General features: G+C 67.9%; 25 protein-coding genes and 1 pseudogene. 16 read left to right on the top strand and 10 right to left on the bottom strand.

Annotated elements, in window-relative coordinates; genetic code table 11:
• Positions 1-142: 142 nt before the first annotated feature.
• The 5 genes from ACGFIF_RS37025 to ACGFIF_RS37045 all read left to right on the top strand — a co-directional run bounded on the left by ACGFIF_RS37025 (position 143) and on the right by ACGFIF_RS37045 (position 7,431).
• Positions 143-1,117 (top strand): hypothetical protein, encoded by a 975-nt coding sequence (locus ACGFIF_RS37025; protein ID WP_393161110.1) that lies wholly within the window; start codon positions 143-145, stop codon positions 1,115-1,117.
• A gap of 124 nt (positions 1,118-1,241) precedes the next feature.
• Positions 1,242-1,979, top strand: coding sequence for an ABC transporter ATP-binding protein (locus ACGFIF_RS37030; RefSeq protein WP_393161112.1), 738 nt, complete (start codon positions 1,242-1,244; stop codon positions 1,977-1,979).
• Entirely contained in the window at positions 1,976-4,762 is a 2,787-nt protein-coding gene (locus tag ACGFIF_RS37035; RefSeq protein WP_393161114.1) for an ABC transporter permease, read from the top strand. Before ACGFIF_RS37030 ends, ACGFIF_RS37035 begins: the two co-directional genes overlap by 4 nt.
• Before the next feature lie 46 nt (positions 4,763-4,808).
• Positions 4,809-5,528 (top strand): hypothetical protein, encoded by a 720-nt coding sequence (locus ACGFIF_RS37040; RefSeq protein WP_393161116.1) that lies wholly within the window; start codon positions 4,809-4,811, stop codon positions 5,526-5,528.
• Positions 5,529-5,655: 127 nt separating this feature from the next.
• Entirely contained in the window at positions 5,656-7,431 is a 1,776-nt protein-coding gene (locus ACGFIF_RS37045; protein ID WP_393161118.1) for a glycerophosphodiester phosphodiesterase family protein, read from the top strand.
• Here the strand turns inward: ACGFIF_RS37045 and ACGFIF_RS37050 are convergent.
• On the bottom strand, positions 7,428-8,483 hold the full coding sequence (locus tag ACGFIF_RS37050) for a glutamate--cysteine ligase (protein WP_393161120.1): 1,056 nt from the start codon (positions 8,481-8,483) through the stop codon (positions 7,428-7,430). The genes ACGFIF_RS37045 and ACGFIF_RS37050 overlap by 4 nt on opposite strands.
• A 48-nt stretch (positions 8,484-8,531) precedes the next feature.
• Between ACGFIF_RS37050 and ACGFIF_RS37055 the strand changes: the two genes are divergently transcribed.
• Both ACGFIF_RS37055 and ACGFIF_RS37060 read left to right on the top strand, forming a co-directional pair.
• Complete coding sequence (locus ACGFIF_RS37055; RefSeq protein WP_393161122.1) at positions 8,532-9,269, top strand: HipA family kinase; 738 nt, start codon at positions 8,532-8,534, stop codon at positions 9,267-9,269.
• On the top strand, positions 9,266-9,652 hold the full coding sequence (locus ACGFIF_RS37060) for a DUF3037 domain-containing protein (protein ID WP_393161124.1): 387 nt from the start codon (positions 9,266-9,268) through the stop codon (positions 9,650-9,652). The genes ACGFIF_RS37055 and ACGFIF_RS37060 overlap by 4 nt, the downstream gene beginning before the upstream one ends.
• On the opposite strand, the gene pgm is transcribed toward ACGFIF_RS37060, so the two are convergent.
• On the bottom strand, positions 9,649-11,271 hold the full coding sequence (pgm, locus tag ACGFIF_RS37065) for a phosphoglucomutase (alpha-D-glucose-1,6-bisphosphate-dependent) (protein ID WP_393161126.1): 1,623 nt from the start codon (positions 11,269-11,271) through the stop codon (positions 9,649-9,651). The genes ACGFIF_RS37060 and pgm overlap by 4 nt on opposite strands.
• 52 nt (positions 11,272-11,323) lie before the next feature.
• Positions 11,324-12,790 carry a fused MFS/spermidine synthase gene (locus ACGFIF_RS37070; protein ID WP_393161128.1) on the bottom strand — a complete coding sequence of 489 codons (1,467 nt, stop codon included), beginning with the start codon at positions 12,788-12,790 and terminating at the stop codon, positions 11,324-11,326.
• 62 nt (positions 12,791-12,852) lie between these two features.
• Here ACGFIF_RS37070 and ACGFIF_RS37075 point away from each other — a divergent pair, with 62 nt between their 5' ends.
• The 3 genes from ACGFIF_RS37075 to ACGFIF_RS37085 are packed head-to-tail and all read left to right on the top strand — an operon-like array spanning position 12,853 to position 14,879.
• Complete coding sequence (locus tag ACGFIF_RS37075; protein ID WP_393161130.1) at positions 12,853-13,545, top strand: maleylpyruvate isomerase family mycothiol-dependent enzyme; 693 nt, start codon at positions 12,853-12,855, stop codon at positions 13,543-13,545.
• 34 nt (positions 13,546-13,579) lie between these two features.
• A complete protein-coding gene (locus ACGFIF_RS37080; RefSeq protein ID WP_393161132.1) occupies positions 13,580-14,077 on the top strand; it encodes a VOC family protein in 498 nt (165 codons plus the stop codon).
• 4 nt (positions 14,078-14,081) lie between these two features.
• Entirely contained in the window at positions 14,082-14,879 is a 798-nt protein-coding gene (locus ACGFIF_RS37085) for a MerR family transcriptional regulator (protein ID WP_393161134.1), read from the top strand.
• A gap of 93 nt (positions 14,880-14,972) precedes the next feature.
• On the opposite strand, the gene ACGFIF_RS37090 is transcribed toward ACGFIF_RS37085, so the two are convergent.
• From ACGFIF_RS37090 to ACGFIF_RS37105, 4 genes are read right to left on the bottom strand one after another with little or no spacing between them, the layout of a single operon-like run.
• Positions 14,973-15,338, bottom strand: a complete 366-nt coding sequence (locus ACGFIF_RS37090) for an MmcQ/YjbR family DNA-binding protein (protein ID WP_393161136.1) — start codon at positions 15,336-15,338, stop codon at positions 14,973-14,975.
• A 10-nt stretch (positions 15,339-15,348) separates the two neighbouring features.
• A complete protein-coding gene (locus tag ACGFIF_RS37095) occupies positions 15,349-16,008 on the bottom strand; it encodes a response regulator (RefSeq protein WP_393161138.1) in 660 nt (219 codons plus the stop codon).
• Positions 15,983-17,185 carry a sensor histidine kinase gene (locus tag ACGFIF_RS37100; RefSeq protein ID WP_393161140.1) on the bottom strand — a complete coding sequence of 401 codons (1,203 nt, stop codon included), beginning with the start codon at positions 17,183-17,185 and terminating at the stop codon, positions 15,983-15,985. The genes ACGFIF_RS37095 and ACGFIF_RS37100 overlap by 26 nt, the downstream gene beginning before the upstream one ends.
• Positions 17,186-17,212: 27 nt before the next feature.
• Positions 17,213-17,524 carry a hypothetical protein gene (locus tag ACGFIF_RS37105; RefSeq protein WP_393161142.1) on the bottom strand — a complete coding sequence of 104 codons (312 nt, stop codon included), beginning with the start codon at positions 17,522-17,524 and terminating at the stop codon, positions 17,213-17,215.
• A gap of 675 nt (positions 17,525-18,199) precedes the next feature.
• On the opposite strand from ACGFIF_RS37105, the gene ACGFIF_RS37110 reads away from it, so the two are divergent.
• The gene (locus ACGFIF_RS37110) at positions 18,200-18,748 is read left to right on the top strand and encodes a hypothetical protein (RefSeq protein WP_393161144.1); all 549 of its coding nucleotides are present in this window, start codon (positions 18,200-18,202) and stop codon (positions 18,746-18,748) included.
• 434 nt (positions 18,749-19,182) lie between these two features.
• Here the strand turns inward: ACGFIF_RS37110 and ACGFIF_RS37115 are convergent, their stop codons facing one another.
• Positions 19,183-19,686 carry a hypothetical protein gene (locus ACGFIF_RS37115; protein WP_393161146.1) on the bottom strand — a complete coding sequence of 168 codons (504 nt, stop codon included), beginning with the start codon at positions 19,684-19,686 and terminating at the stop codon, positions 19,183-19,185.
• A gap of 315 nt (positions 19,687-20,001) precedes the next feature.
• Between ACGFIF_RS37115 and ACGFIF_RS37120 the strand changes: the two are divergent.
• The 4 genes and pseudogenes from ACGFIF_RS37120 to ACGFIF_RS37135 form a co-directional block, all read left to right on the top strand.
• Positions 20,002-20,559: pseudogene (locus tag ACGFIF_RS37120) on the top strand (phosphotransferase); the annotation flags it as partial.
• 172 nt (positions 20,560-20,731) lie between these two features.
• Positions 20,732-20,860, top strand: a complete 129-nt coding sequence (locus ACGFIF_RS37125; RefSeq protein WP_393161434.1) for a hypothetical protein — start codon at positions 20,732-20,734, stop codon at positions 20,858-20,860.
• A gap of 128 nt (positions 20,861-20,988) precedes the next feature.
• Positions 20,989-21,708 carry an alpha/beta hydrolase-fold protein gene (locus ACGFIF_RS37130; protein ID WP_393161148.1) on the top strand — a complete coding sequence of 240 codons (720 nt, stop codon included), beginning with the start codon at positions 20,989-20,991 and terminating at the stop codon, positions 21,706-21,708.
• A 117-nt stretch (positions 21,709-21,825) separates the two neighbouring features.
• The gene (locus tag ACGFIF_RS37135) at positions 21,826-22,563 is read left to right on the top strand and encodes a VOC family protein (RefSeq protein ID WP_393161150.1); all 738 of its coding nucleotides are present in this window, start codon (positions 21,826-21,828) and stop codon (positions 22,561-22,563) included.
• A gap of 41 nt (positions 22,564-22,604) precedes the next feature.
• On the opposite strand, the gene ACGFIF_RS37140 is transcribed toward ACGFIF_RS37135, so the two are convergent.
• Positions 22,605-22,931: a hypothetical protein gene (locus ACGFIF_RS37140; protein WP_393161152.1), complete on the bottom strand. Its 327-nt coding sequence runs from the start codon at positions 22,929-22,931 to the stop codon at positions 22,605-22,607.
• 383 nt (positions 22,932-23,314) lie between these two features.
• Positions 23,315-23,866 carry a YceI family protein gene (locus ACGFIF_RS37145; RefSeq protein ID WP_393161154.1) on the bottom strand — a complete coding sequence of 184 codons (552 nt, stop codon included), beginning with the start codon at positions 23,864-23,866 and terminating at the stop codon, positions 23,315-23,317.
• Positions 23,867-24,033: 167 nt separating this feature from the next.
• On the opposite strand from ACGFIF_RS37145, the gene ACGFIF_RS37150 reads away from it, so the two are divergent.
• Entirely contained in the window at positions 24,034-24,438 is a 405-nt protein-coding gene (locus tag ACGFIF_RS37150) for a hypothetical protein (RefSeq protein WP_393161156.1), read from the top strand.
• Positions 24,439-24,510: the final 72 nt, after the last annotated feature.

A 24,510-nucleotide genomic window follows, 5' to 3' on the forward strand; every position in this document is an offset into this window, starting at 1 on the left:
GGGAGGACCACCTTCGGGACGTTGTCGCGGGTCAGTCCATCGCAAAACCGCCAGCGAAAGAGGAGCCTGGCCTGGCAAGATTGCGACAATTCACGAACCCGCCAGGGTCCGGCCGCCACACAACTGTCTGCTGGGAGGCATCGTGCTCGACGTGCTCGGACTGGATGACTCCGAAGAACTCGCCTACCGCGCCCTCGTCGAGGTGCCGTCGTACGACGCCGCCGGACTGGCCGGCCGACTCGGCTGCCACCCGGTCGAGGCCGCGCGCTCACTGGTCGCCCTGGAGTCGCTCGGCCTGGCGGCACGCTCGAGCAGCGGCACCGACCGGTACGTCGCCTCTCCCCCATCAGTCGCACTCGCTGCACTGGCTGTGCAACGTGAAGAGGAGTTGCGACGAGCACAGCGCGAGATCGAGTCGCTGGCCGAGGTCTATCGCGGTACAGACACCGAGCGTTCGGTCAGCGACGTGGTGGACGTCGTACGGGGTGCGAAGGCTGTCGGGCAGCGGTTCGCGCAACTGCAGATGTCTGCACGCGAAGAGGTCCTCGGGTTCGTCAAGGCAGAGATAGCGGTGGTCCCACCCGAGGAGAACAAGGAGGAGGACGCTGCGGTCACTCGTGGGGTGCGCTACCGCGTGCTGATCGAGCGGAGTGCGTTCGACCGGCCCGGGTTCTTCGCTGCTGCCTCTGACTCGCTGCAGGCAGGCGAAGAGGTCCGTGTGGTGCAGGAGCTGCCGATGCGGTTGCTGATCGTGGACCGGCGTATCGCGCTCGTCCCACTGCTGTCCGGGGCAGGCGGGAGCATCGGAGCGCTGATAGTGCACAGCAGCGGCATGCTCGACGCCCTGCTCGCTCTGTTCGACCGAGTATGGCGTGACGGCATGCCACTCGTCCTAGGCAAAGACGGCATGGTGGAGGGCCCATCGGACGGTCTGCCTGAGATGGACTCACGCATCCTCGGTCTGCTGCTCGCCGGACTCACCGACCAGGCAGTCGCCAACCAGCTCAGCTTGTCGATGCGCACAGTCCAGCGCCGGGTGCGGGCGCTGATGGATCTCGTCTCCGCCGACACCCGGCTCCAGCTCGGTTTCCACGCCGCGCGCCGCGGCTGGCTCTGAGGCAGTCAGGGTCGATCCGGGGAAAACCCCCTGTAGATCTCGCCCAAACGCGAGCACACTCAGTGAGAGTTGTTGAACGGCCTACTGGGGGCGGCCGCTGATCAGCCAGGGAGGGCGATCGGCAATGGAGGGGACTAGCGGAGTCGTGCACGCGGAAGGCGTCGTACGCGTGTACGGCGAGGGGGATACCGCCGTACGGGCGTTGCACGGTGTGGACGTGCGGATCGAGCCTGGGCAACTCACGGCGGTGATGGGCCCGTCGGGCTCGGGCAAGTCGACGCTGATGCACATCCTGGCCGGGCTGGACCGCCCGACGTCGGGCTCGGTCACGATCGACGGCACCGAGATCACCACGCTCGGCGACGACGCGCTGACCAAGCTGCGCCGTCAGCACATCGGGTTCATCTTCCAGTTTTTCAACCTGCTGCCGATGCTGACCGCGCGGGACAACATCGTGCTGCCGCTGACGATCGCCGGTGAGAAGGCGGATCCGGAGTTCTTCGCCGAACTGGTCGAACGCGTCGGACTCGCCGACCGGCTGCACCACCGGCCGGCCGAGCTGTCCGGCGGCCAGCAGCAGCGGGTCGCGATCGCGCGGGCCCTGGTGTCGCGGCCCACGGTCGTGTTCGCCGACGAACCGACCGGCAACCTGGACTCCCGGACCAGCGCCGAGATCCTCGCGCTGATGCGCGGGTCAGTCGATGAATACGGTCAGACAACTGTGATGGTCACACATGATGCCAAGGCAGCCGCGATGGCCGACCGGGTGCTGTACCTGGCCGACGGCGAGATCGTGAAGGAGACCGGTCAGTCCAGCCAGCACGAGATCCTGCAGGTGATCGACACGCTGGATCTCCAGTGATCCGCTTTGCCCTGCAGGGCATGCTGGCCCGCAAACTTCGTACGGCGCTGACCGCGATCGGCATCGTCCTCGGCGTGGCCCTGGTGTCGGGCACCTACGTGCTGACCGATTCGATCTCCAGTGCCTTCGACTCGATCTTCACCGAGAACTACAAGAACACCGACGCGGCGATCACCGGCAAGTCCCCGTTCGAGCTCAGCCAGGAGGAGGCCGCCGGGGGTGTCGCACCGCCGTTCGACCAGTCACTGCTGGCGAAGGTGCAGGCATTGCCCGAGGTCGAGGTGGCCGACGGCAGCGTATTCGGCGAGGCCCAGCTGATCGGCCGGGACGGGAAGGCCGTGGTGTTCGGTGGAGCGCCGAACCTCGCCTTCAGCGTGAATCCCGATCGGCCGGAGTTCAACACGCTCGCGCTGGTCGGCGGCGCCTGGCCGGCCGCCGGCGAGGTCGTGATCGACACCCAGACGGCCAGCAAGAAGGGTTTCCAGGCCGGCGACACGATCGCGGTGCAAGCCCGCGGGCCGATCCAGCGGATGCGGATCTCCGGGCTGGTCGAGTTCGGCCAGGTGTCGTCGATCGGCGGCGCGACCTTGGCCGGTTTCGACCTGCCGACGGCGCAAGCCCTGATGGGCAAGGCGGGCAAGCTCGATCAGATCCTGGTCGCCAAGAAGGACGGCGTCTCCGAGCAGCAACTGCTCACCGCGATCCAGCAGACGCTGCCCGAGGGCGCTCAGGTCCGCAGCGCCGAGGAGCAGGCAACCGCGGACGCCGAGGGCACGAGCGGATTCCTCGACTTCTTCCGGACCTTCCTGCTGGTGTTCGCCGGGATCGCGTTGTTCGTCGGCTCGTTCGTGATCGCCAACTCGCTGTCGATCACGATCGCTCAGCGGACCCGCGAGTTCGCCACCCTGCGGACGCTCGGTGCGTCCCGCCGCCAGGTGCTCGGCACCGTGGTGCTCGAGGCACTGGTGACCGGGCTGGTCGCGGCTGTCGCCGGGCTGTTCCTCGGCCTGGGGGTCGCCACCGGTCTGTTCAGGATCTTCGATGCTGTCGGGCTCACGCTGCCCAACAACGGACTGGTGTTCCGCACCCGCACGATCGTGGTCGGCCTGCTGGTCGGCGTCGTGGTGACGCTGGTGGCCAGCCTGCGACCGGCGTGGCGGGCGACGCGGGTGCCACCGATCGCGGCGGTCCGGGAGGGCGCGACGCTCGCCCCGAGCCGGTTCCACCGCTTCCGGCCGATCGGCGCTGTCCTGCTCGCGGTCGCCGGCGTCGCACTCGTGCTCACCGGGTTGTTCGCCGACGGGCTCAGCACGACCACCGTGCTCAGCTCACTCGGGCTCGGGGTGCTGCTGATTTTCATCGGGATAGCTCTGTTCTCTGCCCGGTTGGTGCGCCCGCTGGCAGTCCTGTCGGATCCGGTCGCGCGCTGGTCGGTGGTGGTCCTGACGGTGCTGGTCTGGCCGCTCTTCTCGTTGCCTTATTGGCTGCTGCGCCGCGGACTGTGGGGCCCGGGCCCGGCCGGCCGACGGGCTGCCGGCTTCGTGCTGGGTGCGGTGCTCAACCCGGTCTTACTGGTGATCGTGGCGCTGATGGCCTTACGACGCCGGCTCAGCTCGTGGGAGCCGGAGTGGCCCGCCGACTTCCCCGGCGTACTCGCGGACCGGCCGGCCACCCAGATCGGCGGTCAGAACAGCCGACGCGATCCACACCGTACGGCGTCCACCGCCGCTGCTCTGATGATCGGGCTGGCCCTGGTCACGCTGGTCGCGACCCTCGGCGCGGGCATCATCAAGCCGTTCGAGGACGCGGTCGACCGGATCTTCAGCGGCGACTACGCCGTCACCGCCCAGAACAACTTCAGTCCGATGCCACCGGCGGTCGCGGCGGCCGTCGCGACCGTGCCAGGGGTTGAGGCGATCTCCAGCGTGCGTGGCGGGCAGGCTCAAGCGTTCGGCGAGACCATCTTCATGACCGCGGTCGACACCCAGGCCCCGGCGGTCCTCACGTTCGACTGGAAGAACGGCTCCCAGGCCGTCCTCGGCGAGCTGGGATCCGATGGCGCCGTGGTCGACGACGCCTATGCCGAGACGCACAATCTGCAGGTCGGATCGACGTTCCCGCTGCAAACCGCCGGCGGCCGGACGCTCACGGCCACGGTGCGCGGTATCTTCACGCCGCCACCGGGCGGTTCGCCGTTCGGCAACGTGACGATCTCCTCGGCCGCGTTCGACGCGAACAACCCCCAGCCGCAGAACCTGTACACCTTCGTCAGCCTGCAGGGCGGTGTCACCGCCGCGAATACAGCCGCCCTGGATGCCGCCCTGGCCTCCTTCCCGAATGCGAAGGCCCAGACTCGCGAACAGTTCAAGGACGCCCAGTCCGACAGCATCAAGAGTCTGCTGAACGTCCTCTACGTGCTGCTCGCGCTGTCGGTGCTGGTGAGCCTCTTCGGCATCGTCAACACGCTGGTCCTGACCGTCTTCGAGCGAACCCGCGAACTGGGCATGCTGCGGGCGATCGGGCTGACCCGGCGGCAGGTGAAGCGGATGATCCGCCAGGAAAGCGTGATGACCGCGCTGATCGGCGCGGTGATCGGGATCGTCCTCGGGCTCGGTCTGGCGTCGCTGCTGGCCGCCCGGCTGGACGAGGTCAGCTTCACCGTACCGGGCGGCCAAGTGGTGATCTTCGCGGTCGTGTCGGTTGTCGTCGGCATCTTCGCCGCGATCTGGCCGGCCCGCCGCGCGGCCAAGCTGAATCCGCTCGAGGCACTCCAGTATGAGTAGTTGTACGCACCACCCCTGAGCCCTTGCGCTGCTAGCTTCCCAGGCTGTGAAACGGATTGCCGCCCTGGCCATGATCCTTGTTGTGACCGGTTGTTCGACCGTCGAGTCGAAGGACATCCGGACCAGCGGGATGACCGCCAACCTGATCGTCACGCTGCCCGAGAACGCCGACGAGGCCGACCTCAGTGCGTCGTTGCGCGTCGGCACGCTGACGTTCGTCGAACTCGGCGGAGGTGAGGAGATCACCGGGGCGGGTGGCGGTCAGACGACCAAGCTCGATCATCACCGCGCTGCCGGAGTGACGGAGTACCGCAACCGCCTCGATGGGGTGACCAAGGCGGGCACCGTGATCACCTTCAACCTCAAGCGCGACGGTGACAACGCGTCGGCTCCGACGTCGACCGTCGTACTGCCTGAGCGCGTCCGTCTGGCCGCTCCCGCGGCCGGCACGACATACTCCCGGCGTACGGCGATCGCCGTACGTTTCGACAGTGAGCCCTCGCAGTTGCCGTCGATCCTGACCTGGGCCGGCGAGTGCATCCAGCCGGGCAGCCTGCAACTGGAGCCGGGCCGGACCTCGGCCACGATCGCTCGCGGGTCGATCAAGCCAAGCATCACGTCAGCGACTCCGAAAGCGCAGTCGTCGACCTGCCAGATCGATCTGACCGTCACTCGCCGTGTCGAAGGAACGCTGGACAAGGCGTTCAAGGACGGCTCTATCGCGGCCGAGACCCAGTCCGTGCGACGGGTCGGATCCGCTCCGTAGCCGGTCGGCGACACGCGGCGGCCACCCGTCGGCCTCTTCTCGGCTACCTTCACGAAGGCACAGGTATCCCTGTGGCAGCCAGCCTCAGGGGTGTCCCGCCCAATACCCCTCCGGAAGGAAACCCCTCATGCGCCGCCTTACCCGCGCGCTGCTTCCGCTTGCCCTCGTCGCCGGGCTGCTGCCTGCCGCGCCGGCCGTGGCCACCCGCGACGACTTCGACGTCCAGGCCCACCGTGGCGGCCTCGGACTGACCGTGGAAAGCACGATCGCATCGTTCTCCCACGGCCTCGAACTCGGCGTCAGCACCCTCGAGCTGGATGTCCAGATCACCCAGGACGGCCACGCGGTCGTCACTCACGACCGCCGGATCTCCGGCAGCAAATGCAAGGACACCGCGCCGTACACCGCGGGCGACCCCGAGTACCCGTACGTCGGCAAGTACATCAACACGCTGTCGCTGAAGCAGGTCAAGCAGCTCGACTGCGGTTCGCAGACGCTGCCGAACTTCCCCGGTCAGCAGCCCGACCCGGGCGCTCAGATGCCGGAGCTGCGCGACATCTTCGCGCTGGTGCACCGGCTCCACGCGTACGGCGTGAAGCTGAACATCGAGACCAAGGTCGAAGCCGGTGCGCCGTCCGAGACCGCACCGCGCGAGCAGTTCGTGCAGGTAGTCGCCCAGGAGGTCCGGCAGGCACAGATCGCCCGCCAGGTGACGATCCAGAGCTTCGACTGGGGCGCACTGATGCGGATGCGTCAGGTCGCGCCGGAGCTGCCGCTGGTCGCCCTGACGAACTACGACTTCCTGCAGGTCGGCCAGCCGGGCAAGTCGCCGTGGCTGGGCGGGATCGACATCGACGACTTCGGTGGCGATCTGGTGAAGGCGACCAAGTCCTTCGGCGCGTCGGCCATCTCACCGGTGCACGGCTTCCCGCAGGACGGCAAGGTCACCGACCCGACCTACCGGCCGTACGTCACCGCCGACATGGTCAAGTCGGCGCACAAGGCCGGCATGAAGGTGGTGCCGTGGACGGTCGACGACCCGGCGACGATGCAGTCGCTGATCGACAAGGGTGTCGACGGGATCATCACCGACTACCCCGACCGGCTGCGTGACGTCGTACGCTCCGAGGGCTTCAAGCTGCCGCGGTCGTACGACGCTCCCGCCGTACGCGCGCTGGCGTCGGCTCATGCGCACAACGACTACGAGCACCGGCGGCCGCTGCAGGACGCGCTGGACCGTGGGTTCAGCAGTGTCGAGGCGGACGTGTGGCTGATCGATGGCGAGTTGCGCGTCGCGCATGACCTGGAGGACGCCGTACCGGGGCGCACGTTGGAGAGCCTGTACCTGAAGCCGCTGGCCGATCGGGTGCGGGAGAACCACGGGCGCGTGTACAAGCACGGGCGCGACTTCCAGCTGCTGATCGACATCAAGAGCGACGGACCGTCGACGTACGCCGCGATCGACAAGGCGCTGACGGAGTACCGCGGGATCAGCACGGTGTTCATCAACGGGCGCGTGCTGAAGGGCGCGGTTACGTCGGTGATCAGTGGCAACCGGCCGCTCGACGTACTGAAGGCGCAGAAGGTCCGGTACGCCGGGTACGACGGCCGGCTCGGCGACCTGCAGTCGGGGATGCCGGCGTCACTGATGCCGCTGGTGAGTGACAACTGGACGAACAACTTCACCTGGACCGGTGTAGGCCCGATGCCGGCCGCCGAGCGGGCCAAGCTGCACGACATCGTGGTGCGGGCTCATCACGCCGGCTACCGGGTGCGGTTCTGGGCGACGCCCGATGTGCGCGGTGCCGCGCGTGAGGCGTTGTGGAGCGAACTGGAAGCGGCGGGGGTGGATCACATCAACACCGACGACCTGCACGGGTTGGAGAGCTTCCTGCGCAGCTAGGGTCTGACTTCCGTGAGGGCGATGAGGTTTGCGCCCTCACGGAAGGCCTTGCGTTGGCGGACGGCTCCGTTGCCGGTAGCCAATACCCGCTGTAACGCATCGTCAACCAGGTCCGCGTCCCCCAGGTCCTGCAGCGCCGGTTCGACGTGCTTGCGGAGGCGCTCGATCACCTCGGTCATCGGCATCGGTTCGGCTGTGCGGACGTCCAGTCCGTTGCCGGTGATGCCGTCCCGTGCGGCCAGCCAGTAGGCGGCGCGCAAGACCTCCGGCTCCAGGGTCGGGCCTTTTGTTCCCTCGTGGACCGCAGTCATCACCAGCGCGCGGACGAGGGTCGCGAGGAGTACGGTCTCGTCGACAGTGAGTGGCACGTCGCTGACCCGCACCTCCACGGTCGGAAGGTGGGTGGAGGGCCGGATGTCCCAGTACACCATCCGCTCGTCCATGAGCGTCCCTGCCGCCAGGTGCATCGCGACCAGCGCGTCGTAGTGCTCGACCGACTCGAAGTACGGCGGCGGACCGGCGCATGGCCACCGGGTCGTCATCAGCCACCGCCAGCTCGCGAAGCCGGTGTCCTGGTCCAGGTAGATCGGCGAGTTCGCGGTGAGTGCCAGCAGTGCCGGCAGCCACGGCCGTACATGGTTACTGACTCTGATCGCTGCCTCTTTGTCAGGCACGTCTACGTGTACGTGACAGCCGCACACACCCTGCTCCCGGGCCAGCAGCCCCCACCGCGACGCCAGCTCCTGGTAGCGCGGCTTCTGCGTGATCGACTGCGCAGCCTTACCCTGCGGCGGTACGCCGATCGCGAGCAGCTGGGCACCCTCCTCAGCAGCGGCTTTTGCCAGCCTGGAGCGCATGTCTGACAAGTGCCCATGCAATTCAGCTGAGGTGTGGCAGACCGGGGAGTTGATCTCCACCATGGCCCGGGTCAGCTCGACGGTGATGTCGAGCTCCGCCACGTCCGCCACCACCGCCTTGCTCCGCGGGAGTGGATGGCCGGTGGCTGAAACCAGGAGGAGTTCTTCCTCGACGCCGATCTTGGGATGCCTCACCCCTGGCCGGTACCCGGTGACAAACCGCCGGCGGCTAGGCTCTGCCGCGTGAGCTTGCCGACTGTCACTGCGACCCGCTACGTGCTGCCGTTGCGTGAGGGCGGCTCACTCCCTGCTGTTGTCGAGGGCAACGATCTCGGCACCTACGTGCTCAAGTTCCACGGCGCCGGCCAGGGCCCGAAAGCGCTGGTCGCCGAGGTCATCGTCGGCGAACTGTTCCGCCGGCTCGGCCTGCGCGTGCCGGACCTCAAGCTGATGCAACTCGACCCCGCGATCGGCAAGTCCGAGCCCGACTTCGAGATCCAGGAACTCCTGCTCCGCAGCGCCGGCCTGAACCTGGCCGTCGACTTCCTCCCCGGATCCTTCGGGTACGACGGCTCGGCCGGCAACCCGGGTGACGAGGGGATGGCCCGGATCCTCTGGCTGGACGCGTTCGTCGCCAACGTCGACCGGTCCTGGCGGAACACGAACATGCTGGTCTGGCACAAGAACCTCTGGCTGATCGATCACGGAGCCGCGTTGTACTTCCACCACTCCTGGATGTCGGCGGAGAAGTTCGCCGCCCTCCCGTACGACGCCTCGGACCACGTGTTCTCGATCGCCGCACCCGCCGTACCGGCGCTCGACGAGGAGATGGCGGCGGCGATCACACCGGCCTTGCTCACCCAGGTGATCGGGCTGGTGCCGGAGGAGTGGATCGACGACGGGGATCGAGAGCGCTACTTCGGCCATCTGACCGCGCGTCTGGACAACCGGTCCGCCTGGCTGCCGGGAGGTGCGCGATGACTACGGACCTCGTGCCCTTCGACTACGTGATCCTGCGGGCGGCGCCGCGGATCCACCGCGGTGAGTTCGTCAACGTCGGCGCGGTGCTGTACTGCCGGTCTCTGGACTTCCTGGGCGCAGCCTGGGACGTGGAGCCGACCAGGCTGAAGGCCCTCGACCCAGCGGTCGACGTGGATGTCGTGTGTTCGTCGCTGGAACACATCCGGGCGATCTGCGCAGGTGATCCGAACGGCGGCCCGGCCGCGGCGACCGGGATCGGCGAGCGGTTCCGGTGGCTGGCCGCGCCCCGCAGTACCGTCGTACACCCGGGACCGATCCACAGCGGGCTCACCAACGACCCCGCCGCGGATCTGGACCGGCTGCTCGACGCCTTCGTGCGTTAGCTCAACGCCGCCGAAACCACTTCACGAGCCTGGGCAAAGACCTGCTCGAGGTGCTCGGCGCCCTTGAAGGACTCGCCGTAGATCTTGTAGAGGTCCTCAGTGCCCGAAGGGCGCGCCGCGAACCATGCAGACTCGGTGGTGACCTTCAGCCCGCCGATCGCGGCTCCGTTGCCCGGGGCGCTCGTCAGCCGGTCCACGATCGGCTCACCGGCCAGTTCGGTCGCGGTGACCGCGTCGGCGGACAGCTTGGACAGCTTGGCCTTCTGCTCACGAGAGGCCGGTGCGTCCACCCGTGAGTACGCCGACGCACCGAACCGCTCGACCAGCTTCGCGTGAGCCTGTGACGGGGTCTCACCGGTCACTGCGGTGATCTCACTCGCCAGCAACGCCAGCAGGATGCCGTCCTTGTCGGTCGTCCACACGGTCCCGTCGAAGCGCAGGAAACTCGCTCCGGCCGACTCCTCGCCGCCGAAGCCGACCGACCCGTCGATCAGCCCGGGTACGAACCACTTGAAGCCGACCGGCACCTCCCACAGCCGCCGGCCGAGGTCCGCGACCACACGGTCGATCAGGGACGACGACACCAGCGTCTTGCCGACCGCGACCTCCGGACCCCACTGGCGGTTGGCGAACAGGTACGAGATGGCGACGGCCAGGTAGTGGTTCGGGTTCATCAGCCCGGCGTCCGGGGTCACGATGCCGTGCCGGTCCGCGTCCGCGTCGTTCCCGGTGGCTACGTCGTACCGGTCCCGCTGCGCGACCAGCGAGGCCATCGCGTACGGCGACGAGCAGTCCATCCGGATCTTGCCGTCGTGGTCCAGCGTCATGAACGACCAGGCCGGGTCGACGTTCGGGTTGACCACGGTCAGGTCGAGGCGGTGCCGCTCGGCGATCGCGGCCCAGTAGTCGACGCTCGCACCGCCCAGCGGGTCCGCTCCGATCTTCACACCGGCCGTGCGGATGGCGTCCAGGTTCAGCACCGACGGCAGGTCGTCGACGTAGTGGCCGACAAAGTCGTACTCCCCTGCCGCCGACCGGGCCTGGTCGAACGGCTTCCGCCGTACCTCACGGTTGCCGCCCGCGATCAACTCGTTGGCGCGGGCCGCGATCCAGCCGGTCGCATCGGAGTCGGCAGGGCCGCCGTGCGGCGGGTTGTACTTGATGCCGCCGTCCCGCGGCGGGTTGTGCGACGGAGTGATGACGATGCCGTCCGCACCGGCGCCGGCACCACGGTTGAGCCGCAGGATCGCGTGTGACACACCAGGGGTCGGTGTGAGCCGGTCAGCACTGTCCACGAGGGTCTGCACGCCGTTGCCCGCGAGCACCTCGAGCACAGTCCGCCAGGCCGGCTCGGACAGGCCGTGGCTGTCGCGGCCGACCAGCAGCGGACCGGAGGTGCCCTCACCGGCGCGGTACTCGCAGACCGCCTGGGTGATGGCCAGGATGTGCGCCTCGTTGAACGCGCCGTCCAGGCTCGATCCGCGGTGTCCCGACGTACCGAAGACGACCTTCTGGGCGGGGTTCTCCACGTCCGGGGTGATGTCGTCGTACGCCTTCAGCAGCGCGTCGACGTCGACGAGGTCCTCGGGCTGAGCGGGCTGGCCTGCGCGTGGGTGCATGGTCACATGCAACAAGCCCCGGACCGAGATCACAACTCCGGGGGCCGGTGTCTCAGCTCGTATACGGCGTCAGGAGCTGATCGACTGGGGCGTAGTCGTCGGTCAGCACCGGCGCGTCGCCGACGAACTCCGTCAGGTCGTCCTGGATCTGCATGGGCGGTGCCAGTTCGGCGGTGATCGCCGCCAGGTCGATGGGCTGGTCCGAGGCGACCAGGACGAAGTTGCCGCCGGCCTGGCCCGCGAGCTCGTCGGTCCGGGCGATCGCGGCCACGTGCGCGAACTCGGCCTGCAGAGTCTTGATCTCGGCCTTGGCGAAGGCGAGGCTGCCGAAGTCGATCACGTTGACCAGGTAGATGCCGTCCGGCCGCAGAACCCGGCGGATGTCCGACACCAGCTCCCGCGTGGTCAGGTGCCACGGCACTGACACACCGCTGAACGCGTCCATGATGATCACGTCATCACTGTCGGTCGCCTCGTCCCGGATACCGAGCCGGCCGTCGCGGACCGTGACGTCCAGGTCCGGACCGGTCCGCACCCCGAGCTCCTTCTTGTCCAGCTCGACGACCGCCCCGTCGATCTCGTACACCTTGTTGTGGCTGCCGGGACGGGTCGCGCTCAGGTAGCGCGGCATGGTGAGGCCACCGCCGCCGATGTGCAGCGCGTCCAGCCGCCGGTTGTCCTGCCAGGTGCCGTTGATCGCGGCGGCGAAGTTCTTGATGTAGTCGAACTCCAGGTGGGTCGGGTCGTTCAGGTCGACGTACGAGTGCCGGAGTTGGTCCAGGTACAGCGTGCGTCCGCTCTCGCGGGCGGGGTCGGCTGCCACCCGTGCGCAGTGGTACGCCGTCTCCACCTCACACGGCCGTGGTGCCACCACAGTCAGCGTGGCGCCGATCAGTGCGAGGGCTACCGGCTTCACAGCCGCTTGAGTGCCTCGCAGTACGACGGTCAACGCGGCTCCGGCGACCACCAGCAGTCCACCGAGGGAGAGCAGGATCGTGCTCACAGGGACCTTCGACACGAACACGAACCCGGTCAGCACGGTGCCCGCGATCCCACCGACCGTCGCGTACGCCGACAGCCGGCCGACGACCGTGCCGGTCTCCGCCAGCGTTGCCAGCCGCAGCTTGGTCACCATCGGTGTCACGGCCGCCAGCAAGGACGCCGGCGCGAAGAGTGCCACCGCGAGCACCAGGAACACCAGATCGGTCCCGCCGCCTCGCAGTGACTCACCGGTCCAGCGCACGACCGGGAGGATCAGCATCACCAGGGCGCCGCCGATCAGGATCAGCGGGCCGAGCGTCTTCCGCGGCGGCACCGCATCGGCGTACCGGCCTCCCAGCGCTGAACCGGTGGCGATCGCGGCCAGCGCGACCCCGATGACCGCCGTGTTCGTCTCCAGCGTCAGCCCGATGTACGGCGCCACCAGCCGCAGCGAAACCAGTTCCAGCACCATCACGGCGGCCGAACTGCCGAATGCCAACCCAATGGCCAGCCGCGACCCAACATCACCCTTACTCACCGCGTCACCCTATCTGTCGATCCATAGCGCCCTCGTTCGTCAGTCCTTCGAAGGAGGTAGTCATGGACCCCGACCCTGTGACCAGCGCCCGCCTTTACGCCGCCACTCGGCAGCGGGTGAGCAGTGCGGTGCGTGACCTGAGCCCGTCGGACCTGAACCGCCAGGTGCCGGCCTGTCCGGAGTGGACCGTGCACAACCTGGTGTCACACCTGGCCGGCGTGGCAGTCGACTTCGCCGCGGGCAACCTCGACGGTGCGCCTCAGCCGCCGTGGACCGCGGTCCAGGTCGACGCCCGCCGCGGCTTGCCGATCGACGTCGTACTGGAGGAATGGGCGCAGAGCGGTCCAGCGCTCGAACAGGTGATCCTGGCCGGCACGTCGGATCACCCGCTGGTGTGCCACCCGTGGGCCGACGCCGGGACGCATGAGGCGGATCTCCACGGCCTGCTCGGGATCGGCCGACCGCCAGAAGAGCTCTGGATGGCCGCGCTGGACTGGGCGCTCCCCGATCCGCGCCCGTCGGACGACGTACCCGGCACGCTGTCGATTGTCATACCGGATCGCATGTATGAGGTGGGCACCGGTAAGCCCGTTGCACAGGTGCACACGTCGACGTACGAACTCTTCCGAGCTGTGTTCGGTCGCCGCAGCTTCGAGCAGATCCGGTCGTGGACGTGGTCGACTCCCGAGTACGCCGACGCTTGGAGCCGGGAACTGCCCCGCCTACCGCAGACGGCCCAGTCACTAATCGATTGACCCTCACGTAGCGTGAGGCTCGAGCATCGAGCGCATGAATGAGTACACCAGCCCTGTTCCGATGCCCGCCCTCGACGCGACCGCGCCGGAGGTCTATCGGGAGTTCTACGGCATGCCGATGTTCGTCACCATCCCCACCGGCGACCTGGCGGCGTCGAAGGACTTCTGGATCCGCGGCCTCGGGTTCATCGATCTCTTCTCGGCACCCGGTGGTGAGGTGACCCACCTCCGCAGGTGGGCGTTCCAGGACGTCCTTCTCGTGCCCGGCCCGCCCGCGGTCGAGGCGGCGGCGCAGAGCATCAGCTTCTCGAGTGTGCTGGGACAGCTCGACGAGATCGCCACCCGGTGCGAGGACCTGATCCCGGGTTGCACCAACGGTCCGCACCTGATGCCGTGGAACTCGGTGGAGCTGACCGTCACCACCCCGGAGAACGCCCGCGTCACGATGACTGCCGCCCGTCCGCTGGATCCAGCCAGTCCTCAGGCCGACAACCTCCGCGCGATCGGCTTCGACATTCCCCTGACAAACTGAGTCGGTGACTCCTGACTCCGATGCGCTGACGGTCGGCCAGGCGGCGGCACTGGTCGGCCTCAGCGTCCGGACGCTGCACCACTGGGACACGGTCGGCCTCGTCCGGCCGAGCGAACGCACACGGGCTGGCTATCGGGTGTACGTGCCTGACGACATCGCCCGGATCCACCGGGTCCTCGTCTACCGGGAGCTCGGCCTTCCGCTCGCAGAGATCGGGGTCCTTCTGGACGACCCGACTGTCGACTCCCGCGAGCACCTCCGACGGCAGCGTGCTCAGCTCACCGACCGCATCTCCCACCTGCAGACGATGGTCCACGCCGTCGATCGGATGCTCGCGGCATCTCGGTCGGGTCTGGCGCTGACACCCGAGGAACAGGTCGAGATCTTCGGCACCGACTGGCGGCCCGAGTGGGTCCAGGAGGCCGAGGACCGCTGGGGCGACACCAAACAGTGGACGCAGTACGTCGAACGGACCGGGGCGCTGACCCCCGACGACTGGCGCCAGGTCGCGGCAGACACCGAGGCCCTCAACGCCGAGCTGGCAGCGGCACACCGCGCGGGCGTCGTACCCGGCTCAGACGAAGCCAACGCCCTGGCGGAACGCCACCGCGAGTCCATCTCCCGCTACTTCGACTGCACGCATGCCATGCACGCTTGTCTGGCAAGAACCTTCGTCAGCGACCCCGGCTACACCGACTACTACGAGTCCCTCTCTCCCGGCCTGACCCGCCGGCTACACGACCTGATCTTCGCGAACGCGGCGGCCCACGGCGTGGACCCCGAGTCCGCAACCTGGGGCTAGGGCTCGGTGCTGTCCACCCGGCTAGGACTCGGCGCTGTCCACCGGCTAGGACTCGGCGCTGTCCAGCGGCTCGGGCTCAAAGCTGTCCAGCGGTTAGGGCTCGGTGCTGTCCAGTTTGGCGATCAAGGACTTCGGAGCGATCTGCCGGTAGGCGCCCTCGACCAGGTCTTCCAGGTGGTCCCAGTCCACGTTCTCGACATCCAGGTACACGCCGAGCCAGCCGCGATGACCGACGTACGGCGGCCGGAAGAAGTGTTCCGGGTCCTCCTCGACCAACGACTCCTGCATGCCTGGCGGCGCCGCACACCACAACGCGACCCGGTCGTCGTGATGCTGGTTCGCGAACATCACGAACACCTTCTTGTCCCGCACGAACCACGTCGGCTCCCCATGGCTCGGCCGCTCCGTCGCCTCCGGCATCGCCAGACAGAGTTCCCGCAATCGCTCGAGCGCCTCCATGTGTCCTCCCTCAGTGGCGTGGGCCCGGTGTGACCACACCGGCTTCGTAGGCGTAGACCACGGCCTGTGCGCGGTCCCGCAGGTCCAGCTTTGTCAGGATGTTGCTCACGTGTGACTTGACGGTCTGCTCAGCAAGCACGAGTTCCGCCGCGATCTGCCGGTTGGACAGTCCGCGCGCGACCTTCCGCAGTACGTCGGTCTCACGCGGCGTGAGGCGGACCGGGGTGATCGGCACAACCGGCTGCACACGGGCGAAGTCCTCCACCAGCCTTCTCGTGACAGACGGCGCCAGCAACGCGTCGCCGGCCGCCACGACCCGGACCGCGGCCGCTAACTCGTCCGGGGTCGAGTGCTTCAGCAGGAACCCGCTCGCCCCTGCGCGCAGGGCGGAGTACACGTAGTCGTCCAGGTCGAACGTGGTGAGCATGATGACCCGCGGCTCGGGTGGCCCGGCGGCCAGGATCCGGCGGGTAGCGGCGAGACCGTCCATCACCGGCATCCGCACGTCCATCAGAATCACGTCCGGACACAGCTCAGCCGCCAACTCGACTGCCTCGGCGCCGTCACCCGCCTGACCGACGACCTCGAGGTCCGGCTGCGCGTCCAGCAACGCGCTGAACCCGGCCCGCACCATCTCCTGGTCGTCAACCACCAGCACCCTGATCGCCACTCGCCACCTCCTCTCCCACCGGTATCGACGCCTCCACCAGATAACCGCCTTCGGGGGTCGGTCCCGCGCTCACCGTCCCATCCAGGAGTGCCACTCGCTCCCGCATCCCGACCAAGCCGTGCCCACTTCCTGGCATCGGCAGCTCATCCGACCGGGCCGGGCCGTTCCGGACCTTCAGCGTCAGGTCGTCGCCCTGGCGTCGTACCGTCACCTGAACGGCGGACTTCGGCGAGTGGCGCACTGCGTTGCTGAGCGCCTCCTGCACGACCCTGTACGCCGCCAACTCCACAGCAGGGTCGAGGCCGGTCGGCACGCCGTCGTCGAGGTGTACATCTGCGCCTGCCTGCGTGGTGCTCGCGACAAGGTCCTCCAGTTGAGTGAGCCCTGGCTGCGGTCCAAGCTCACCCATCGGCGGCTGCTCCAACGGCTCCCGCAGCAACCGCAGTACCCTTCGCATCTCCGTCAGCGACGTCCGCGCCGATTCGGCGATCTCGGAGAACTCGTCCCGCACGTCGGCCCGCAGCTTTGGGAGCCGATGTGGGGCACTGTCCGCACGGACCACCACAACGGACAGGTGATGCGCCACGACATCGTGAAGCTCACGGGCGATCCGGGCCCGCTCCTGCAGGCGCCCGCGCTCAGCCCGTTCCTCCTTGCTGATGCTCTCCTGCTCGACCAGCCGGCGACGCGCCTCCGCCCGCGACCGCAGCAGATCACCGACTACCGCGGCGACACCCGACAGCACCGCCATGACGAACAGACCGCCCCAGTCACCGCGTTCTGGCGCACTAACCGTCGCGACAGCCCCGAGTACTTGTATGACAATCCACCATGTCAGCAACTCGTACCGGCCAAGCCCGCGTGCACCGACGATCGCGAGGACGAACGACGTGCCGAACGCTGCGGTGGTTGCCCACGGCCACGGCTCGCTCGGTGCGATCGGCACCGTCACCGCGGCGGTGATCGCCGTGGTGAGCAGGGAAACGACCAGCGCGGCCCGAGGCCGAAGCCACGCCAGCGCCAGTCCCAGGGCTCGCGCGAGACCCAGCCCGAGGACGGCGCCCAGCGGCACCCGATAGTGCTGGCTCAGATCCAGCACGGTGAGGACCTCCAGGGCTGCGACGCCGAGGCCGGCAACCCAGGCCCACCGGCCGCGCGGCCATTCGTTAGCGGTCACGTTCCGGACCCTAGTCCCCTTGCAGTGTCACAGTTGCTGGATCCAGGACCAGATCAGCAGCAGACCGCCGGCGCAGACCGAGATAGTTGCCGGCAGCACCCACCACCCGGCCAGCCCGTACAGCCAGCGCACGAACGCCGCATGCAGCCACCCGATCCCGCGAAACACGACCAGCAACGCCGCAATGATCGGCACCGAGATCCCAGCATGCGCCGCCCACGCCCCCGCCTTCGTCGGCCCACCCCAGGTCCCCGGCCCGAACGGCCCGTCCTCCGCCACCCCGTAGAACGCCCCCCGCACAACCGCCATCACCAGCAACACCACCAGAAACCAGCTCACCACCCCCAACACCGAACTAACCAACCCAAACCCAAACACCTCCCCAGGCCGAACAGTCCCAACACCCGCACCCTCCGATCCCACCCGCCGGGCGTCCACCGACGGCCCCGCCGCCACCTGCTCAGACCGGGCCGGCCCTCTCGCCACCAACCGCTCCGGTGCCGGCAACCATCCCGCTCTTTCAGACTCCACCGGCCGTCCCATCCCCACGCCCCTCCTCCGCTGGGATCGGCTCAACTGTTCCCAGCGCCAGCCCGCGGTGCGGTCCTCGCCTGTTACCGCATCGGCCATCGTCTGCGCCCCGAGTGACACGAGGCGGACGTCGTACGCGATCCATCGCAGCAGACGGCTCGGGAAGCTCCCGCGCGAATGCCCGGATACCGGTCTGTCCGCGCGGGTCCGGCCGGTCGTGAAGGTGTCCGTCATGATCTCTCCTCGGGTCTCAATTCCTGAGATCGAGGCTAGAAATCAGCGGTACGCCGTACATCCGGCCAGGGAGCCAACTCGCACCCGATACCACGGTAGGGAGCGCTCTGTGATCCAGGTCACAGTGACCACGGTCCGTGTCGCCGCGTTACACGGTCAGTGCCGGACGGCGTGTACTGCTTCAGTCCACACCTGGGTGCCCGACGGCGCAAGCGGCCGTGCCGCGCCCGACAGGAGGTTCGGACCATCATGCGCATTCGGAACCTGGCGGTGACCGCCACGCTGATCCCGGTTTTGATGCTCACCGGTTGCGGCAACGACGACTCGTCGTCCGATGTCGCCGCCTCGACCCCGGGCGCCAAGAAGGCGTCGAAGAACGGACTCACCGAGCAGGTCGGCAGCGCCGGCCAGGCCGACCCGGTCGTCAACGCGTACTACGAGTACCGGGTGGCGCTCGACGTGATGATGCGCAGCGGCGGCCGGAGGACGAAACAACTCGCGCCGGTGATGACGCCGAACCTGTTCCAGTCGATCAGCGCGCAGGCTAAGTACTACCGCACCAAGAAGCTGCACAACACGGGCGCCACCAAGGTGATCTGGGCCAAGCGCACCCTCGCCTCGAACGGCGTGATCGTCAGCGCCTGCTACGACACCACCGCAGCCCGCACCGTCAACGCCAGAGGCCGCTCCGTCCTCCCCGCCACCACTCCGACCCGCTGGCTCGACGAAATGCGAGTCCAACAACTCCAGGGCCGCTGGGTAGTAGACGGCGGCAGCACCACCCCCAATGCCTGCTAACACCCCAGCACCACAGTCACACCCCGCACCAAGCGCCGCGCGACCACACCCGGCCACCCACCGACCCGTACGCCAACCGGCCAGCCGGTTGAACGGACCTAGGCCACTGGCCCTGGGGTGTTCGACACGGACCCGCTGCACCGACCTGAGTCCATTGCCCTTGGCAGGTCGACGCAGACCCGCTGTACCTCCTGCACCCCACGCAGGTCCGATGACCTGCTGGACCGTAAGCAGATCCGACGCACCCGGTGGACCCGTCGCAAGACGCCGTTCCTGGTTTGCCGAGGCGGATCGCCGTACCCGGTCGTCGTACTACCCGCCATCTGCTTGATCGCCGGTTTGAGATCGTCTTCGGTTCGCTGCCGTTCGGCACACCTCGCGGCCCGGAGCCGCAGCAGCGCGGAGAAACCACCTCTCCGCGGTGCTGCTTTCCCTCAGGCGTGGCGGACCATCTGTTGCAGCAGCGCCTCTACCGCGTCGCGGAGATTGTCGTCATCCTCAGGACCTGACCAGACAACGACGCAGCCCTTGTCGCCGAGCTTGCTCGCGACCAGTTCCCGCGCCGGCGTCGGATCTCCTTGATTGAGTACGACGACCAGCCGCCGGCCGTCGCGCTGCAAGCGATCCAGCAGCGGCGGGAGCGTCGAACCGCGGAACACACCGGGGTCGCTCTTCACCTTCGTCTCGACCATCACGCCGCGGCCGCGCACCACCAGCAGGTAGTCGGCCCGGTCCCGGGTGAACTCGCGGTCGTGGTAGATCCGCGCCTTCGGCCACAGCCGCTGCAACGCCAAGTCGACGTCGGCGTCGTACCGCGCCGCCAGCCGGCTCACCCGCGAACTCGTCCCGCGTGGCCGGAAGGCCTCGGGCGTACGACGACCGGCGCGCCGCCGTCCGAACAGCGGTGTCAACCAACGCCTGAACCTCGTGTCGATCATCGGCGGACCCCTCGACCTAGCCGGCACTTAACCCCAGTGTCCCCACCCGGCCGTACCACCCAACCTCCCCGCCCCGATCGTGATCCCACCTCCACAAACCCGCCCGACAGCAGAGACCCGCCGGTGAGGATCAGCCGTGCGTCCGGCGCGGCTGCTCGCCGATCCAATCGCTCCATTCGCGGCACGAAGGCTCGCTGTCGACAGCTTGGAACGGTGCGCAGGTTCTGCCGCCTGGAGCGATGCGGCGGCTCTTAAGGGAGAGGGGCAAGGCGAATCGTGCAGGCGCCAGAGGCCCAGCGTGCGGTGGCTGCGGCGATGTCCATCGCCTCATCACTCGGACTGTCAGTCGACGACGCGATCGTTCTCAATGACTCGAACAAGCTCACTCTGCGCCTTCTGCCTTGTGACGTCCTGGCCCGGGTGGCACCTGTCGCCGAGCAGGTCGCAATTTTCGAAATTGAGCTTGCTCAACGCCTCGCCGAGGCCGGGAACCCGGTCGCTGCTCTCGAGCCTCGAATCGAACCGCGTGTCTATGAGCGTGATGGCTTCGTGGTCACGTTGTGGACCTACTACGAACCCGTCACACCTCAAGCGGTTCCACCAGCCGATTACGCCCATGCGCTCGAGCGGCTGCATGCCGGCATGCGCAAGCTCGATGTCCCGACGCCACGCTTCACAGATCGAGTTGAGAGTGCGCAACAACTCCTGGCGAGCCGCGACCACACCCCAGCGCTCGCCGACGCGGACCGGGATCTCCTCAGCGCCACGTTGCGGCGTCTGAGACGAGCTATCGAGGAGCGCCGCCCCGCCGAGCAGCTTCTGCACGGCGAGCCGCATCCAGGCAACGTGCTCAACACCAAGCATGGGCTGCTGTTCATCGACCTGGAAACGTGCTGCCGTGGGCCTGTCGAGTTCGATCTCGCCCATGCACCCGAAGAGGTCAGCGAGCACTATCCAGATGTCGATCAAGACCTGCTCCGCGAGTGCCGGATCCTCGTACTGGCGATGATCACCACCTGGCCCTGGCCCCGTCGTCGCCTACCTGGTGGCGAAGCAGAAGATGGTCGAACCCCTCGATTCGCTCAAGGACTTCATGCAGGACCACAACGCCGCGATCATGATCGTCCTCGGCCTGTCCAACCTCGGCAAGGGTCTCGGCGGCCTCCTCGGCTGAACCGGTCGTTCTCCGCACGGCAGTCAGAGGGTCCCCTCGGGCGTTTGCGGGCGGCACGGAGGCTGACAGGATGGCGGACGCGGCCCGCGCCGCTGGTGACACGCCCCTGACAGATCGAGGTGCTACCTATGGATGATCAAGCAGCCGTCGGCCCCGGTGGTGCCGAAGCGGCGCCGGAGCCAGCTCGTGCTGATCGGATCGCGGGTGAGCTCGTCACCGAGACGTTCGAGTACGACGGCGGTCGGCAAGTCACCGTGTACGTGCCGCCGAATCCGCCGGAGGCGGTCGTGTTCGCCGGTGACGGTCAACTGATCTCGCAGTGGGGCGGGTCCCTCGAGGCGGCCGACGTACCGCCGACCATGATCGTCGGTGCCTACCGGACTGACGATGAGGATGAGATGGTGCGCATCCGCGAGTACTCACCGTCGTTCGACGAGGAACGGTTCGCGGCCCACGAAAGCTTCTTCGTCGACGACGTCCGCAGCTGGGTACGGTCGCGCTTCAGCGTCGCGTTGCCGGCCGAACGCACCGCGGTGTGCGGCGTGTCGGCGAGTGGAGAGCTCTCACTCGCCATGGGGCTTCGGCATCCGGATGTCTACGGTACGGTCTTCTCCGCCTCGCCCGGCGGCGGCTATCGCCCGCCTGCCGTGATGCCAAGCCCGCTTCCGCGCACCTACCTCGTCGCCGGCACGCTGGAGCCGTTCTTCCTCGAGAACGCGACGCGGTGGGCCGACGCGCTGCGCGATGCCGACGCGGACGTCGTGATGACCGAGCGGGTCGGGGACCACGGCGACCCGTTCTGGCAGGCCGAGTTCCCGCTGATGGTGGGCTGGGCGTTCGGTCGCTGAAGGGCGGACCCAGCCGCGTGCTCACCGTCGGGGAAACACGACCCGCCACGTGGCAGTGGCGTATGGCTCGCTTGGTTGGTTCACAACACTCGTCCACCTGGGCATAGGTTGGGCGGCATGGCGCTGCGACTTGTTCAGGTGAATTTCAAAGCTCGGGATGACTCGGCACTGGGCCGGTTCTGGGCGGAGGCGCTGGGCTGGGGTGTTTCCAGCGAGGAACCCGGTGCGACCAGCGCTATGCCCGTGGGTTCCGCCTGGCCGATCCCCGACGACGTCTCCATCGATTTCATCGCTGTCCCGGACCCCGAGACAGTGAAATACCGCGCGCACATCGAACTCGCCACCAGCTCTGTGGCCCATCAGGCGGAGTTGGTCGCGCGCCTGAAGGGGCTCGGCGCGACGCCCGCCGATGTGGGCCAGGGTGACGTGCCGTGGACGGTTCTGGCCGACCCGGAGGGCAACCTGTTCTGCGTCCTGGAGCCTCGGGGGACCTACCGGGACACCGGGCCGATCGCCGCGGTGGTCGTCGACTGCGCGGACCCGCGGGCCATGGCCCGGTTCTGGGTCGAGGCGATGGACTGGACCCTGCACGAGGTGACCGACGATCGTGCGCTGCTGCGCGCCGCCGAGGGGACCGGCCCGTATCTGGAGTTCCTCCGCACGCCCCACCTGAAGGACGTTTGGCATCGCGTCCATCTCGACCTGCTGCCCTACCCCCTTGACGGTAAAGCGGCGGAGGTGGCCCGGCTCGAGGCCCTCGGCGCGACACCCGCCAACGTAGGCCAGGGCGACGTCCCGTGGACGGTCCTGGCCGACCCGGAAGGGAACGAGTTCTGCGTCCTCGGCCCAGCCTGACGCGGAGCCTCCCTGCCTGGGGCGGCCTGATCTCTCCTGAGTCAGTCGGTTTCGGCGCGCTGACGCTGTACCCGCCGGTCGTAGACGGCGTACAGCCCAGTGGCGATAAGACAGACCCAAAGGTAGGCGTTGCTGATCAACCGCTCGCCGAACCAACGATCGCCCGCAGGTTCATCGCTGACGATCCCCCAGAGAACCCCGCCAATCCCATTGCCGACCGCAAGCAAACCCAGCCGGGCAACGTACCACCGAACCCCTGACGCACCCGCCCCATAAAAGGTATTGATGTCGAACAACTTCCGCACAACCGCAGCGCCGATCGCGGCGGGCGCCGCAGCTACCCCAGCTTGATCCCCCTGCTCGTCCACCATCCGAGTCTGACAGCCCAAAGGTCCCCAGCCGCCGTCACGCCGCGTCCTTCGCCGGCGTCACGACGTACGCCGGCCGCCCGCGCCACAAACCGTGGAACCGGGCGGGAAGCGGCACCCGTGGGCATGGTGTCGCGCACTGCGTCAGTCAGACGCTGACTGTGGCAGTGCGCGACACCTCCGCGCGACCCACGGACTGGAGACCACCGTGGTCGGCACGATCGGTGGTTGAAGCAGCGCGACCCGGCCGAGACCATGGCGCGCACCGCCACCGCGGCGCCCCGCTCCCCGCCGCCGATGCCGATGTACCGATGCATCAGGTTGGCGTGCTGAATTGTCAGGCAACTAGCCAACTGTTCTTGTTGGGCAGCAGCGCTTGTTGGTCAGGTGTTCTTGATCGCGGAGACCTCGATCTCCAGGGTGACCTTTTCGCTGACCAGGACGCCGCCGGTCTCCAGGGCCGCGTTCCAGTTGACGCCGTAGTCCTTGCGGTTGATCACCACGGAGCCCTCGAGCCCGACCCGCTGGTTGCCGAACGGGTCCGTCGCCGAGCCGGTGAACTCGAACGGGATCTCGACCGACTTCGTCACGCCGCGCACGGTCAGATCACCGACGACGGTGAACGTCGTGTCGTCGTCCTGCTTGATCGCGGTCGACACGAACGTGACCTCCGCGTGGTTGTCCATGTCCAGGAAGTCGTTGCTGCGCAGGTGGTCGTCCCGCTGGCTGTTGCGCGTGTCGATGCTCTTGGCCTGGATGGTCACCCGTCCGGACGAGTTCTCTGGGTTCGCCCCGTCGAGGTGGATCGACCCCTCGAACTCGTTGAACGACCCCCGTACCTTCGTCACCATCGCGTGGCGGGCGACGAACCCGACCCGGCTGTGCGCGGTGTCGATGGTGTAGTCACCGGTCAGGGCGGCGTACTCACTGGCCATGAAGTGCTCCTCCAGAGAAATCAGTAGTTGAAGTTTGCATAGTCCACTTTTCACCCAACGGGGTCAGTTGTCCACCCCAGGTGTCCACGTGCCGGGCACGCGCCCCGGCGCGGGCGTGGGCGCAGGCCCGGCGCAGGCGGACAATTGGACTTCACCGAGGAGGGGGTGTGGAGGTGGCGCAGTGGAAGGCGCACTTCAACTCCGGGCCGAGTGAGGTCTACCGGGCCCTGAGTACGCCGCTCGGCCGGTCGAGGTACTGGGCCGAGTCGGCCGGCGAGCACGACGGGATGATCCGGTTCGTCCTGCCCGACGGGCGGACCGACGACTCCCGGATCGAGCGCGCGGTGAAGGACGAGCTGTACCAACTGCGCTACTTCGGCCGCACCGTCACCTTCACGCTCACGCCCGACGAGTCCGGCGGCACCGACCTCACCCCTCAGCTGCCACGACCCCGACGGCGAGTACGACGCCGACCACGCCGCTCTGCTGCTGCGCCTGAAAGCCTTCGTCGACTTCGGCGTCGACCTCCGCAACCACGACCCGTCCCGCACCCCGGCTACGCCGACACCTGACCGTTGCTGCTGGCAACCAGCTTGATATTCGGTTGCGGGTACGCCGACCGCCGGGTGTGATGTGTGGTCGAA

Origin of the sequence: Kribbella sp. NPDC049174 (assembly GCF_043197365.1) — a bacterium.
GTDB lineage: Bacteria > Actinomycetota > Actinomycetes > Propionibacteriales > Kribbellaceae > Kribbella.